General features: G+C 73.3%; 13 protein-coding genes. 12 read left to right on the top strand and 1 reads right to left on the bottom strand.

Features of this window, described 5'->3' with window-relative positions:
• Window positions 1-70 precede the first annotated feature (70 nt).
• The 10 genes from atpE to QNH85_RS10705 all read left to right on the top strand — a co-directional run bounded on the left by atpE (window position 71) and on the right by QNH85_RS10705 (window position 8,800).
• Window positions 71-316 carry an ATP synthase F0 subunit C gene (gene atpE, locus QNH85_RS10750; protein ID WP_282946475.1) on the top strand — a complete coding sequence of 82 codons (246 nt, stop codon included), beginning with the start codon at window positions 71-73 and terminating at the stop codon, window positions 314-316.
• Window positions 313-897 (top strand): F0F1 ATP synthase subunit B, encoded by a 585-nt coding sequence (locus QNH85_RS10745; RefSeq protein WP_428830393.1) that lies wholly within the window; start codon window positions 313-315, stop codon window positions 895-897. The genes atpE and QNH85_RS10745 overlap by 4 nt, the downstream gene beginning before the upstream one ends.
• On the top strand, window positions 897-1,709 hold the full coding sequence (locus QNH85_RS10740; RefSeq protein ID WP_282946398.1) for a F0F1 ATP synthase subunit delta: 813 nt from the start codon (window positions 897-899) through the stop codon (window positions 1,707-1,709). Before QNH85_RS10745 ends, QNH85_RS10740 begins: the two co-directional genes overlap by 1 nt.
• A 73-nt stretch (window positions 1,710-1,782) precedes the next feature.
• Complete coding sequence (gene atpA / locus QNH85_RS10735; RefSeq protein WP_282946396.1) at window positions 1,783-3,411, top strand: F0F1 ATP synthase subunit alpha; 1,629 nt, start codon at window positions 1,783-1,785, stop codon at window positions 3,409-3,411.
• Between the two features lies 1 nt (window position 3,412).
• On the top strand, window positions 3,413-4,303 hold the full coding sequence (locus tag QNH85_RS10730) for a F0F1 ATP synthase subunit gamma (protein ID WP_213282261.1): 891 nt from the start codon (window positions 3,413-3,415) through the stop codon (window positions 4,301-4,303).
• Window positions 4,304-4,362: 59 nt separating this feature from the next.
• Window positions 4,363-5,841, top strand: a complete 1,479-nt coding sequence (atpD, locus tag QNH85_RS10725; RefSeq protein ID WP_282946394.1) for a F0F1 ATP synthase subunit beta — start codon at window positions 4,363-4,365, stop codon at window positions 5,839-5,841.
• Between the two features lie 59 nt (window positions 5,842-5,900).
• The gene (locus QNH85_RS10720; RefSeq protein WP_213282263.1) at window positions 5,901-6,182 is read left to right on the top strand and encodes a F0F1 ATP synthase subunit epsilon; all 282 of its coding nucleotides are present in this window, start codon (window positions 5,901-5,903) and stop codon (window positions 6,180-6,182) included.
• A 10-nt stretch (window positions 6,183-6,192) separates the two neighbouring features.
• On the top strand, window positions 6,193-6,609 hold the full coding sequence (locus tag QNH85_RS10715) for a DUF2550 family protein (RefSeq protein WP_282946391.1): 417 nt from the start codon (window positions 6,193-6,195) through the stop codon (window positions 6,607-6,609).
• A 58-nt stretch (window positions 6,610-6,667) separates the two neighbouring features.
• On the top strand, window positions 6,668-7,363 hold the full coding sequence (gene nucS, locus QNH85_RS10710) for an endonuclease NucS (RefSeq protein ID WP_282946389.1): 696 nt from the start codon (window positions 6,668-6,670) through the stop codon (window positions 7,361-7,363).
• A 132-nt stretch (window positions 7,364-7,495) separates the two neighbouring features.
• Window positions 7,496-8,800, top strand: a complete 1,305-nt coding sequence (locus tag QNH85_RS10705; RefSeq protein ID WP_282946387.1) for an N-acetylglucosamine-6-phosphate deacetylase — start codon at window positions 7,496-7,498, stop codon at window positions 8,798-8,800.
• A 46-nt stretch (window positions 8,801-8,846) separates the two neighbouring features.
• On the opposite strand, the gene QNH85_RS10700 is transcribed toward QNH85_RS10705, so the two are convergent.
• Entirely contained in the window at window positions 8,847-9,851 is a 1,005-nt protein-coding gene (locus QNH85_RS10700; protein ID WP_282946385.1) for a LacI family DNA-binding transcriptional regulator, read from the bottom strand.
• Between the two features lie 412 nt (window positions 9,852-10,263).
• Here QNH85_RS10700 and QNH85_RS10695 point away from each other — a divergent pair, with 412 nt between their 5' ends.
• Both QNH85_RS10695 and QNH85_RS10690 read left to right on the top strand, forming a co-directional pair.
• The gene (locus QNH85_RS10695) at window positions 10,264-11,295 is read left to right on the top strand and encodes a LacI family DNA-binding transcriptional regulator (RefSeq protein WP_282946383.1); all 1,032 of its coding nucleotides are present in this window, start codon (window positions 10,264-10,266) and stop codon (window positions 11,293-11,295) included.
• Window positions 11,296-11,367: 72 nt separating this feature from the next.
• The gene (locus QNH85_RS10690; RefSeq protein ID WP_282946382.1) at window positions 11,368-12,675 is read left to right on the top strand and encodes an ABC transporter substrate-binding protein; all 1,308 of its coding nucleotides are present in this window, start codon (window positions 11,368-11,370) and stop codon (window positions 12,673-12,675) included.
• The last annotated feature ends 13 nt before the right edge of the window (window positions 12,676-12,688 follow it).

Raw genomic sequence — 12,688 nt, 5'->3', positions numbered from 1 at the left:
ACCCCCGCCCCCACGACCGCCGGCCGACCGGCCGGCGGCCAAACGGAAGGAACGAGCAAGCGTGTCTCTTCTGACGGACCCCAGCGTCATCCTCGCGGCCGAGAACGCCGTCTCCGGCAACATCGCCACCGTCGGCTACGGCCTCGCGGTCCTGGGCCCGGGCATCGGCCTCGGCATCCTCATCGGCAAGACCGTCGAGGGCATGGCGCGTCAGCCCGAGGTCGCCGGCCAGCTGCGCACCACCATGTTCATCGGCATCGGCTTCGTCGAGGTGCTCGGCCTCCTCGGCCTCATCACGGGCTTCCTCTTCTCGTGATCACCGCCGCGCTCCCCGCGGCGAGCATCCTGGCCGCGGAGACCGAGGAGGTCGAGGGCGTCCAGCTGCTGCTCCCGGCCGGCTACGACATCCTGTGGTCCACGGTCGTCCTGGTCGTCATCGCCGTCGTCTTCTACAAGCTCGTGCTGCCGAAGTTCCAGGCGGTGCTCGACGAGCGCACGGAGAAGATCGAGGGCGGTCTCGCCAAGGCCGCCAGCGCCCAGGAGGACGCTGCCCGGGCCAAGGCCGAGTACGAGCAGCAGCTCCAGGACGCCCGGACCGAGGCTGCGCGCATCCGCGAGGACGCGCGCGGCGAGGCCGGTCAGATCGTCGCGGAGGCCCGTGAGAAGGCGACCGCCGAGGCGGCTCGCATCGCGGAGAACGCCCAGCGCCAGATCGAGGCGGAGCGCCAGCAGGCGGCCGTCTCGCTGCGCACCGAGGTCGGCACGCTCGCCACGGAGCTCGCGTCGAAGATCGTCGGCGAGTCGCTCGCGGACGAGGCGCGTCGCTCGCGCGTCGTCGAGCGGTTCCTGGACGAGCTCGACGAGCAGACCACGGCGACCGCGGGTAAGGGGAACTGATGCGAGGGACGAGCCGGGCGTCGCTGGTCGCCGCGGAGGGCCGGTTCGAGCCGGTGCTGCGCGAGGCCGGCGCGCAGGGGCGGCTGCTCGGCGAGCAGCTGTTCGCGCTGACCGACGCGCTGGACTCGTCCGGCTCGCTGCGGCGCACCCTGACCGACCCGTCGGCCGACGCCGAGGCCAAGGCCACGCTGGTCGCGCGGCTGCTGTCGGCGGCCGACCCCCGCGTGGTCGAGGCCGCGCAGGGGCTCGTGCGGGCCCGCTGGTCCGCCGAGCCCGACCTGGCCGAGGCCGTCGAGCACCTGGCCTTCTCGGCCGTGCTCGCGTCGGCCGAGGCGGACGGCACGATCGGCACGGTCCAGGAGGAGCTCTTCCGGATCGGCCGCGCGCTCGCCGGGCAGCGGGAGGTGCGCCGCCTGCTCTACTCGGACACGGTGCACGCCCACGCCCGCGGCGACCTGGTCGACAGGCTGCTCGCCGGCGGCGGCACCCCCGCGACCCAGGTGCTCGCGCGCCGGGCCGCCGTGGCGCCGCGCGGCCGCCGGTACGTCGCCACGCTCGGCCACCTGGGTGACCTGATCGCCGAGCGGCGCAGCCGCACGGTGGCCAACGTCACCAGCGCCGCGGAGCTGGGCACCGCCCAGCGGCAGCGGCTCGCGGACATCCTGGCCCGCACGTACGGGCGGGAGATGCAGGTGCAGGTCCTGGTGGACCCGCACGTCCTCGGGGGCCTGCGGGTGCAGGTCGGCCCCGAGGTGATCGACGCGACCGTGCTGGCACGGCTGGCGGACGCACGACGACGACTTGCCAGCTGACGGGCCCGACGGCCCAGCCCGGAACTACGTGTGAGCGCACGCCCCCGGCGTGCGACACGACAGGAGAGATGCCATGAGCGAGCTGCAGATCCGGCCGGAGGACATCCGCGCCGCGCTGGACAGCTTCGTCACGACGTACGAGCCTTCCGGCGTCGCCGCCGAGGAGGTCGGCCGCGTCACCCTCGCCGGCGACGGGATCGCCCAGGTCGAGGGCCTGCCCGGTGTGATGGCCAACGAGCTGCTCCGCTTCGAGGACGGCACGCTCGGTCTCGCGCAGAACCTGGACGTCCGCGAGATCGGCGTCATCGTCCTGGGCGAGTTCACCGGCATCGAGGAGGGCCAGGAGGTCCGCCGCACCGGCGAGGTCCTGTCCGTCCCCGTCGGCGACGCGTTCCTCGGCCGCGTGGTCGACCCGCTGGGCCAGCCGATCGACGGCCTGGGCGAGATCGAGTCCGAGGGCCGCCGCGCGCTCGAGCTCCAGGCGCCCGGCGTCATGGCGCGCAAGAGCGTGCACGAGCCGCTGCAGACCGGCATCAAGGCCATCGACTCGATGATCCCGATCGGCCGCGGCCAGCGGCAGCTCGTCATCGGCGACCGCCAGACCGGCAAGACGGCCATCGCGATCGACACGATCCTCAACCAGAAGGCCAACTGGGAGACGGGCGACCCGGACCAGCAGGTCCGCTGCATCTACGTCGCCATCGGCCAGAAGGGCTCCACGATCGCCGCCGTCCGCGGCGCGCTCGAGGAGGCCGGCGCCCTGGAGTACACGACGATCGTCGCGGCCCCCGCGTCCGACCCGGCCGGCTTCAAGTACCTGGCGCCGTACACCGGCTCGGCCATCGGCCAGCACTGGATGTACGCCGGCAAGCACGTCCTCATCGTGTTCGACGACCTGTCGAAGCAGGCCGAGGCGTACCGCGCCGTGTCGCTGCTCCTGCGCCGCCCGCCGGGCCGCGAGGCCTACCCGGGCGACGTGTTCTACCTGCACTCCCGCCTGCTGGAGCGTTGCGCGAAGCTGTCCGACGAGCTCGGTGGCGGCTCGATGACCGGTCTGCCGTTCATCGAGACCAAGGCCAACGACGTCTCGGCGTACATCCCGACCAACGTCATCTCCATCACGGACGGGCAGATCTTCCTGCAGTCCGACCTGTTCAACGCCGACCAGCGCCCCGCCGTCGACGTGGGCATCTCGGTGTCCCGCGTCGGTGGTGCCGCGCAGGTCAAGGCGATGAAGCAGGTGTCCGGCACGCTGAAGCTCGACCTCGCGCAGTACCGGTCGCTCGAGGCGTTCGCCATGTTCGCCTCCGACCTGGACGCCGCGTCCCGCGCGCAGCTGACCCGGGGTGCCCGCCTGATGGAGCTGCTCAAGCAGCCCCAGTACTCGCCGTTCCCGGTCGAGGACCAGGTCGTGTCCATCTGGGCCGGCACCAAGGGCAAGCTGGACGACGTGCCGATCGAGGACGTCCGCCGGTTCGAGACCGAGCTGCTGGACCACCTGCGTCGCAACTCCGACGTGCTGACGTCCATCGCGGACACCGGCAAGCTCGGGGACGACCTGGAGGCCAAGCTCGCCGAGGCCGTGGACGAGTTCCGCTCGAACTTCCTCAAGGCCGACGGGACGCCGCTCGTCGGCGCCGGCGAGCCGGACGAGGAGACCCCGGTCGAGCAGGAGCAGATCGTCCGGCAGAAGAAGGGCTGACATGGCCGGGCAGCAGCGCGTCTACCGGCAGCGGATCAAGTCGACGCAGTCGCTGAAGAAGATGTTCCGCGCGCAGGAGCTGATCGCCGCGTCGCGCATCGGGCGCGCCCGTGCGCGGATGGCGTCCGCGTCGCCGTACGCCCGGGCCATCACCCGGGCGGTCTCGGCCGTGGCCACGCACTCGGACATCTCCCACCCGCTGCTCGTGCAGCGCACGGACACCCAGCGGGTCGCCGTGCTGCTCATCGCCTCGGACCGCGGCATGGCGGGCGCCTACTCGGCGTCCGTCATCCGCGAGACGGAGCGCCTGGTCGAGCGGCTCCAGGGCGAGGGCAAGGAGGTCGCCCTCTACGTGAGCGGCCGCCGCGCCGAGGCCTACTACCGGTTCCGTCGCCGCGAGCTCGCGGCGACGTGGACCGGGCAGTCCGACGCCCCGACGTCCGACCTAGCGGAGGAGATCGCGAGCACGCTGCTCGAGGCCTTCGCCGCCCCGGCGGACCAGGGCGGCGTGGGGGAGCTGCACATCGTGTCGACGCAGTTCGTCAACATGGTGAGCCAGCGCCCGCAGGTCATCCGGATGCTGCCGCTCGAGGTCGTCGAGGGCGTGGCCCCGTCGAACGGCGAGGCGCTGCCCCTGTACGAGTTCGAGCCGGACCCGGACCAGGTGCTGGACGCGCTGCTGCCGCGCTACGTGCGCAGCCGCATCTTCTCCTGCCTGCTGCAGGCCGCGGCGTCCGAGCTGGCCGCGCGCCAGCGCGCGATGCACACCGCGACGGAGAACGCCGAGGACCTCGTCCGCATGTACACGCGGCTGGCGAACCAGGCCCGCCAGGCCGAGATCACCCAGGAGATCAGCGAGATCGTGTCGGGCGCCGACGCGCTCGCCTCCTGACCAGCAGTCCCCCAGAACCACGCCGCCGGGCTCCGGCGGACGACCGAAGCGAGGCAGACATGACCGCGACCACCGTCGACGCGAAGGACTCCACCCGCACGCCGGGCGTGGGCCGCGTCGCCCGTGTGATCGGGCCCGTCGTGGACATCGAGTTCCCCGCGGACCAGATCCCGGAGATCTACAACGCGCTGACCGTCCCGATCGACCTGTCGGGCCAGGGCGAGGGCGAGGCGTCGTTCACGCTGACGCTCGAGGTCGCCCAGCACCTCGGTGACTCGCTCGTCCGCGCCATCGCGCTGAAGCCCACGGACGGCCTCGTCCGCGGCGCCCAGGTCACCGACACCGGTGCCCCGATCAGCGTCCCGGTCGGCGACATCACCAAGGGCCACGTCTTCAACGTCACGGGCGAGGTGCTCAACCTCGCCGAGGGCGAGAAGTTCGAGGTCACCGAGCGCTGGCCGATCCACCGCAAGCCCCCGGCCTTCGACCAGCTCGAGTCGAAGACCCAGATGTTCGAGACCGGCATCAAGGTCATCGACCTGCTGACGCCGTACGTGCTCGGCGGGAAGATCGGCCTCTTCGGCGGTGCGGGCGTCGGCAAGACGGTCCTCATCCAGGAGATGATCCAGCGCGTCGCCCAGGACCACGGCGGCGTGTCGGTGTTCGCCGGCGTCGGCGAGCGCACCCGCGAGGGCAACGACCTCATCGTCGAGATGGAGGAGGCGGGCGTCTTCGACAAGACCGCCCTCGTCTTCGGCCAGATGGACGAGCCGCCGGGCACGCGTCTGCGCGTCGCCCTGTCCGCGCTGACGATGGCGGAGTACTTCCGCGACGTGCAGAAGCAGGACGTGCTGCTGTTCATCGACAACATCTTCCGGTTCACGCAGGCCGGTTCCGAGGTGTCGACGCTGCTCGGCCGCATGCCGTCCGCGGTGGGCTACCAGCCGAACCTCGCCGACGAGATGGGCCTCCTGCAGGAGCGCATCACCTCGACGCGCGGCCACTCGATCACCTCGCTGCAGGCGATCTACGTGCCCGCCGACGACTACACCGACCCGGCCCCGGCCACGACGTTCGCGCACCTGGACGCCACCACGGAGCTGTCCCGCGAGATCGCCTCGCGCGGTCTGTACCCCGCGGTGGACCCGCTGGCGTCGACGTCGCGCATCCTCGACCCGCGGTACGTGGGCCAGGAGCACTACGACGTCGCCACCCGCGTGAAGTCGATCCTGCAGCGCAACAAGGAGCTGCAGGACATCATCGCGATCCTCGGTGTGGACGAGCTCTCCGAGGAGGACAAGACGGTCGTGGCGCGTGCGCGCCGCATCCAGCAGTTCCTCTCGCAGAACACCTACATGGCCGAGAAGTTCACCGGCGTCGTGGGCTCCACGGTCCCGGTGTCGGAGACGGTCGAGGCGTTCAAGAAGATCGCGGACGGCGAGTTCGACCACATCGCCGAGCAGGCGTTCTTCAACATCGGCGGGCTCGAGGACCTCGAGCGCAACTGGGCCCGCATCCAGAAGGAGTACGGCGTCTGACGCTGACGCCACCCGCGTCACGTCCGCCGTCCCACCGTCACCGCAGGAGGTTCCCCCACATGGCCCAGCTCGAGGTCGACCTCGTCGACACCGACGGCACCATCTGGTCCGGCGAGGCACGCCAGGTCAGTGCGCCCGCCTCCGACGGTGAGATCGGCATCCTCGCAGGTCACACCCCGGTCCTCTCCGTGCTCCGGCGCGGAGAGGTCCGGGTGATCGAGGCCGGCGGCGCCGTGCACCGGTGGACGGTCGAGGGCGGGTTCCTCTCCGTCGACGCCGACCAGGTGACCGTCGTCGTGGACGCCGCCGAGGCGGTGGCCTCCGGCACGTCCGGCCGCTGACGGACCGGCGGTGAGCGGGCACCAGATCGCGCTCGTCGCGCTGCTGCTCGTCCTGGCTGCGGTCGTCGTGGTCGGGCTCGGGGTGTCCCGCTGGCACACGCTCACGCGGCGGGTGGGCTCGTTCCGCTGCTCCGTGCAGCAGGGCGGGCGCGGGGTGCGGGGCATCGCGCACTACGGCGCGCGGCACCTGTACTGGTGGCGGCTGCGGTCGCTCGCGCCGCGCCCGGAGCACGTCTGGCCCCGCGGGGCGATCGCGGTCGTCGAGCGGCGGCCGGTCGCACCGGGCGGCGACCTGCGCGGGCCGCTGCTCGTGCGCTGCGAGGTGGGCGGCGGCGAGTCCGTCGACCTGCTGATGACCGCCGAGGCCTACGCCGGGCTGACGTCCTGGCTCGAGGCCGCGCCGCCGGTCGCGCACACCGTCATCTGACCCGGGCCCTCGCGGGCGGCGCGAGCCCGGGCGACCCGTCGCCGCGAAGGAGATCCCGATGCGCCTGCTCGTCGCGCGCTGCTCGGCCCGGTACAGCGGCCGGCTGAACGCCCACCTGCCGCTCGCCACCCGCCTGGTCGTGGTCAAGGCCGACGGCTCGGTGCTGCTGCACTCGGACGGCGGCTCGTACAAGCCGCTGAACTGGATGAGCCCGCCGTGCACCCTGCGCACCGAGGACGCCGCGGGGGAGGCCCTGGAGCGCGGCGTCCGGCAGGTGTGGACCGTGCAGCACACGAAGAGCGACGACCGGCTCGTGATCGAGCTGCACGAGGTGCTGCACGACTCCGAGCACGACCTGGGCGTCGACCCGGGGCTGGTCAAGGACGGCGTCGAGGCGCACCTGCAGGAGCTGATGGCCGCGCAGATCGACGTCCTCGGCTCCGGGCACACCCTGGTGCGGCGCGAGTACCCGACGGCGATCGGGCCGGTCGACATCCTGGCGAAGGACGCCTCCGGCGTGACCGTGGCGGTCGAGATCAAGCGCCGGGGCGACATCGACGGCGTCGAGCAGCTGACCCGGTACCTGGAGCTGCTCAACCGCGACCCGCTGCTCGCACCGGTGCGCGGGGTGTTCGCGGCGCAGGAGATCAAGCCGCAGGCGCGCGTCCTGGCGACCGACCGCGGGATCGCCTGCCTGGTCCTGGACTACGAGGCGATGCGCGGCGTCGACGACGTGGACTCCCGCCTGTTCTGACGCCCCGTCCCGCGGCGCGGACCGCTCGGGTGGGACGTCCCGACCGACGCGCCGACGGCGTGTCCGCTCGAACCGTCCACTCAGGGTGCGAGGTGCGGCCGATGAGGGCGTCCCGTGGGCCAGAATGGGCGGGTGACCCGCGCTCAGAGCCCCGCCGCCGACCTCGTGCTGCGCGGGGAGGTGGTGACGCCGACGGAGGTCGTGCCCGACGGGGCCGTGGTCCTGTCGCAGGGACGGATCGCCTGGGTCGGTCCCGCCTCCCAGCTGCCCGGCACGTGGGCCGACGACCTGCCCACCGACCCGGCGCCCGGGACCACGCTGCTGCCGGGGCTCGTCGACCTGCACGACCACGGCGGCGGCGGGGCCAGCTTCCCGGACGCGACGACCCGCGAGGACGCGCTGGTCGCGGCCCGGGAGCACCTGCGGCACGGGACGACCAGCCTGGTGGCCTCCCTGGTGACGGCGCCCCGCGACGTGCTGCTGTCGCGGGCCGCGCTGCTCGCGGACCTCGTCGAGTCGGGCGACCTCGTCGGCATCCACTCGGAGGGGCCGTTCCTGTCGGTCGACCGGTGCGGCGCGCAGAACCCGGCGGACATGCTCGCGGGCGACCCCGGCCTGGTCGCCGACCTCGCGGCCGCCGCGCGCGGTCACCTCGTCACGATGACCGTCGCGCCGGAGGTGCCGGGCGTCGCCGACGGGCACGGCGGGGCGGACGGGCCCGGCACCGGGGGCGACGACGTGCTGGCGGCGCTCGTGCGCAGCGGCGCGGTGCCGTCGGTCGGCCACACCGACGCGTCGTCCGAGCAGGTCGACGCCGCGGTGGCGCGCACCCGGGCCCTGCTCGCGGGCGGCCGGCGCAGCGCCGCGGCCGGCGGCGGGGGCGGCCGCGGTCGCTCGCCGCGCCCCACCGCGACCCACCTGTTCAACGGGATGCGCCCGCTGCACCACCGGGACCCGGGCCCGATCGCGGCGTGCCTCGCCGCCGCCGCGCGCGGGGACCTCGTGGTGGAGCTCGTCGCGGACGGCACGCACCTCGCGGACGGCACCGTGCGGGCGGTCTTCGACCTGGTCGGGCCGGGCTCGATCGCGCTGGTGACCGACGCGATGGCCGCGGCGGGCATGGCCGACGGCGACTACCGCCTCGGCCCGATGGCGGTGCGGGTCGGTGACGGCGTCGCGCGGATCCTCGAGGACGACGGCGCCGCCGGGGCGATCGCCGGCGGCACCGCGCACCTGCTCGACGTGGTGCGGACCGTGGTGGGGTCGGGCATCGGGATCGTCGCCGCCGTGCGCGCCGCCGCGACCACCCCCGCCGAGGTGCTCGGGCGGCCCGACCTCGGGGCGCTGGCCGTGGGCCGTCGCGCCGACGTGGTGGTCACGGACCAGGACCTCGCGCCCGTGGCGGTCTACCGGGCGGGGCGGCTCGTCACGGACTGAGCCGCCCGGACCGCCGGGCCGCACCGGCGGTCCGTGCCGGTCGGCGTCACGACCGGGGCGTCGTGACGCTCCCGTGGTCCGTGTACGCGGGCCCGACCAGGCGGGTCTCCGCCAGGTCCTCGCCGCCCAGGCGCGCCATCACCATCTCGACCGCGATCCGGCCGATGCGCTCGCCCGGCACCTCGATGGTCGACACCGGCACGGGCAGCGCGGCGGCGATGTCCGCCGGGCTGACCGCCACGACGGACAGGTCCTCGGGCACCCGCAGCCCCCGCTCCGCGGCGCGCGCGAGCACGCCGCCGAGCGCTGCCTCGTTGTGCACGACCAGGCCGGTGGTCCCGGGGTGCTCGTCGAGCACCCGGTCCATCGCGAGCGCGCCGCCGGTGAACGTCGGGTCCGCGGGGACGACGACGGCCTCGACGCCGCTCGTCGCCGCCTGGTCGAGCACGCCGTGCCGCATGCGCACGGCGTAGTTCGCGCGGTGGTCGAGCCGGTCCTGGGAGGCCCCGACGAGCGCGAGGCGCGCGTGGCCGTGCCGCGCGAGCTCCCGGACCGCGAGGCGTCCGGCGCCGTCGAAGTCCAGGTCCACGCAGCTGAGGCCGGTGGTGTCGTCCGGCACGCCGATGAGGATGCTCGGCAGGGTCAGCGCCCGCAGGGCGGGCAGCCGGGCGTCGTCGGCCTCGATGTCCATGACGATCAGCGCGTCCGCCGTCGAGCTCGCGGCGACCCGGGTCATGCCCTGCGGGTCGTCCTGCGTGAGCACCAGCACGTCGTGGTCGTGCTCCCGGGCGGTCGTCACCACGCCGCCGACGAACTGCATGATGATCTGCACGTTGATGCCCGGCCGGAACGGCACCATGAGGGCGATCACGTTGCTCCGGCTCGACGCGAGCGCCCGTGCGCCGGCGTGCGGGCGGTAGCCGAGGTCCGCGACGGCGCGCTGCACGCGGTCGCGGGTGGGGGCGGAGATGGTGCGCTTGCCGCTGAGCACGTAGCTCACGGTCGACACCGAGACGCCCGCCGCCCGGGCCACGTCGCCGATGGTCGCCATCCGCCCAGGGTAGTAGCGCGTGCGCCCGCGTCGGCGCAGGTCCGGGGCCTGGACGCGCCGGGAGGCGGGACCCGCCGGCACGCAGGCGCGAGCCGGGCCGGTTCCGCCCCCGGCGCGACGGGCGCACCGGGCGTCCGGAACGGTCCTGACGTGTGCAAACGCTTCGACGATCGCGTCTCGCGCGACGCGCTCCGACGGAGGGTCGCGGGGAGGCCGCCGCCCGATCACACGGGTGGACACGCCGGGCGCGTCGTGACATAGTATCGAACCGCTTCGACGAACGCCGTGACCGATTCGATATCTCCGGGTCTGGACGCCATGCACCGAGCCGTCCTACAGTGGCGGCGCGCGAAGCGCTTCGACACCCCATCGACGAGGTGTCGCGACGGCCGTCGAGGAGGAGGGCGAGGGGATGGTGACCATGCAGGACGTGGCCCGTCGCGCCGGCGTCGCCCTCTCGACCGTCTCGGCCTCGCTCACCGGCGCCCGCCCGGTCGCCGCGACGACCCGTGCCCGCGTCACGGCGGCGATGGACGAGCTCGGCTACCGGCCGAACGCCCTCGCCCGCGGCCTGGCCTCCCGCCGCAGCCGCGTGCTGGCGCTCACCTACCCCGTGGGGGACGCCGGCCTGAGCCGCACGTCGGCGGAGTTCGTGCTCGGCGCGGCGGAGGTCGCCCAGCAGCGGGGGTACCAGCTGGTGCTCTGGCCGTTCGCGGTGGACGACGCCGAGGGGATCGTCGAGGTCGCCCGGCAGGGACTCGCGGACGGCGTGCTCCTCATGGAGGTGCACCTGGACGACGCGCGGGTGCGTGCCCTCCGCGCGGCGGGCGTCCCGGTCGCGCTGATCGGCCGGACCGCCGACGACGCCGACCTGCCCAGCGTGGACGTGGACTTCGCGGCCACGCTGGACGAGGCGGTCGCGCACCTGGCAGGCCTCGGGCACCGCCGCATCGCGTTCGTCAACCACGCCGCCCACCGCGTCGCCGAGGGCCACGGCCCCACGGTGCGGGCGTCGGCGGCGTACGAGCGGGCGATGGCGGACCGGGGTCTGACTCCCGTGCAGGTGCACGCCGAGGAGTCGGTCCCGGGCGGGCGCGCCGCCCTGGCCGGGCTGCTCGACTCCGGCGACCGCCCCACGGCCGTCATCACGATGAACGAGGACGCCACGTTCGGCGTCGTCGCGGAGCTCGCCGCCCGGGGCGTCGCGGTCCCGGACGGCCTGTCCGTCCTGGCGGTCGTGTCGTCCCCGGCGGTCGCGGGGCAGACCGTCCCGCCGCTGACCACCATGCACGCCCCGGGCGCCCGGCTCGGCGCGGCGGGCGTCGACGCGCTGCTCGCCCTGCTGGACGACGGCCGCACGCCGCCGCCCGCGCTGGTGCCGTGCCGGCTCGTGGACTGCGGCAGCACCGGACCGGCCCCCGTCCGCGCGGGCGCCGCCACCTAGACAGCACGACACGGCGACCGGCACCCGCCGGCCCGAGACAGCACAGCAGGAACTCGACGAGGAGGACGTGTGATGGCAGTTCAGCGCAGGAGGTACCTGGCGGGCGCCCTGGTGCTCGCTCTACCGCTGGCCCTGGCGGCGTGCGGTGGGGACAGCGGGAGCAGCGGCGGCGGGGATGCCGACACGCTGACCATCTGGCACTACGAGAACGAGGACTCGGCGATGGGCCAGGCGTGGGCCAAGGCCATCGAGATCTTCGAGGACGAGAACCCGGACGTCGACGTCGTCGTCGAGAACCAGACGTTCGAGCAGATCCAGAAGAACGCCAAGATCTTCCTCACCGGCGACGACGTGCCGGACGTCATGGAGTACAACAAGGGCAACGCCACGGCCGGGCAGCTCGCGTCGCAGGGCCTGCTGACCCCGCTGACGGAGGAGGCCGAGTCCCGCGGCTGGGACGAGACGCTCCCCGCGTCCATCCAGACGACCGCGACGTACGACGAGCAGGGCCTCATGGGCTCGGGCGACTGGTACGGCGTCCCCAACTACGGCGAGTTCGTGGGCGTCTACTACAACCAGGACATGCTGGACCAGTACGGCATCGCGGTGCCGACGACGTTCGACGAGTTCGAGGCGGCGCTGAAGACCTTCAAGGACAACGGCGTCACGCCGCTGGCCGAGGCCGGCGCCGAGTACCCGATGGGCCAGCTCTGGTACGAGCTGGTGCTGCACTACGCCGACCGCGACCTGATCGACGACTACCAGCTGTTCAACGCCGACGTGGACTTCCAGAACGAGGCGTTCACGCAGGCCACCGAGAAGCTCGACGAGTGGGTCAAGGCCGGCTACATCGCGTCGGACTCGGCGGCCCTGACCGCCGAGGACATGGGCGTCTCGTTCATCAACGGCACCTACCCGCTGATGGTCTCCGGCTCCTGGTGGTTCGGCCGCCTGGCCGAGGAGATCCCGTTCACCTGGGGCCAGACGCTGTTCCCCGAGAACACGATGCACCCGGGCTCGTCCGGCAACCTCTGGGTCGTCCCGGAGAACGCGACGGCGAAGGACCTGGCGTACGAGTTCATCGACATCACCCTGCGCCCGGAGGTGCAGGAGATCCTCGGCCAGGCCGGCGGTCTGCCGGTCGCCGGTGACTCCTCGACCATCACGGACGAGAAGACCAAGGAGATGACGGAGAACTTCGAGGCGATCCTCGACGAGGACGGCCTCGCGTACTACCCCGACTGGCCGGTCCCGGGCTACTACGACGTGATCGTCAGCGAGCTCCAGTCGCTGGTCAACCAGTCCAAGACCCCCTCCGAGGTGCTGGACGGCCTGTCGTCCGCCTACGAGGACGGCAAGACGGACCTGCTCGAGGGCTGACCCTCGCACCCCG

This window comes from Cellulomonas endometrii, from assembly GCF_949769265.1.
In the GTDB taxonomy this organism is placed as follows: domain Bacteria; phylum Actinomycetota; class Actinomycetes; order Actinomycetales; family Cellulomonadaceae; genus Cellulomonas; species Cellulomonas endometrii.
The sequence above is the reverse complement of the archived record's forward strand: the minus strand, read 5'-3'. Positions and strand labels throughout refer to the sequence as shown.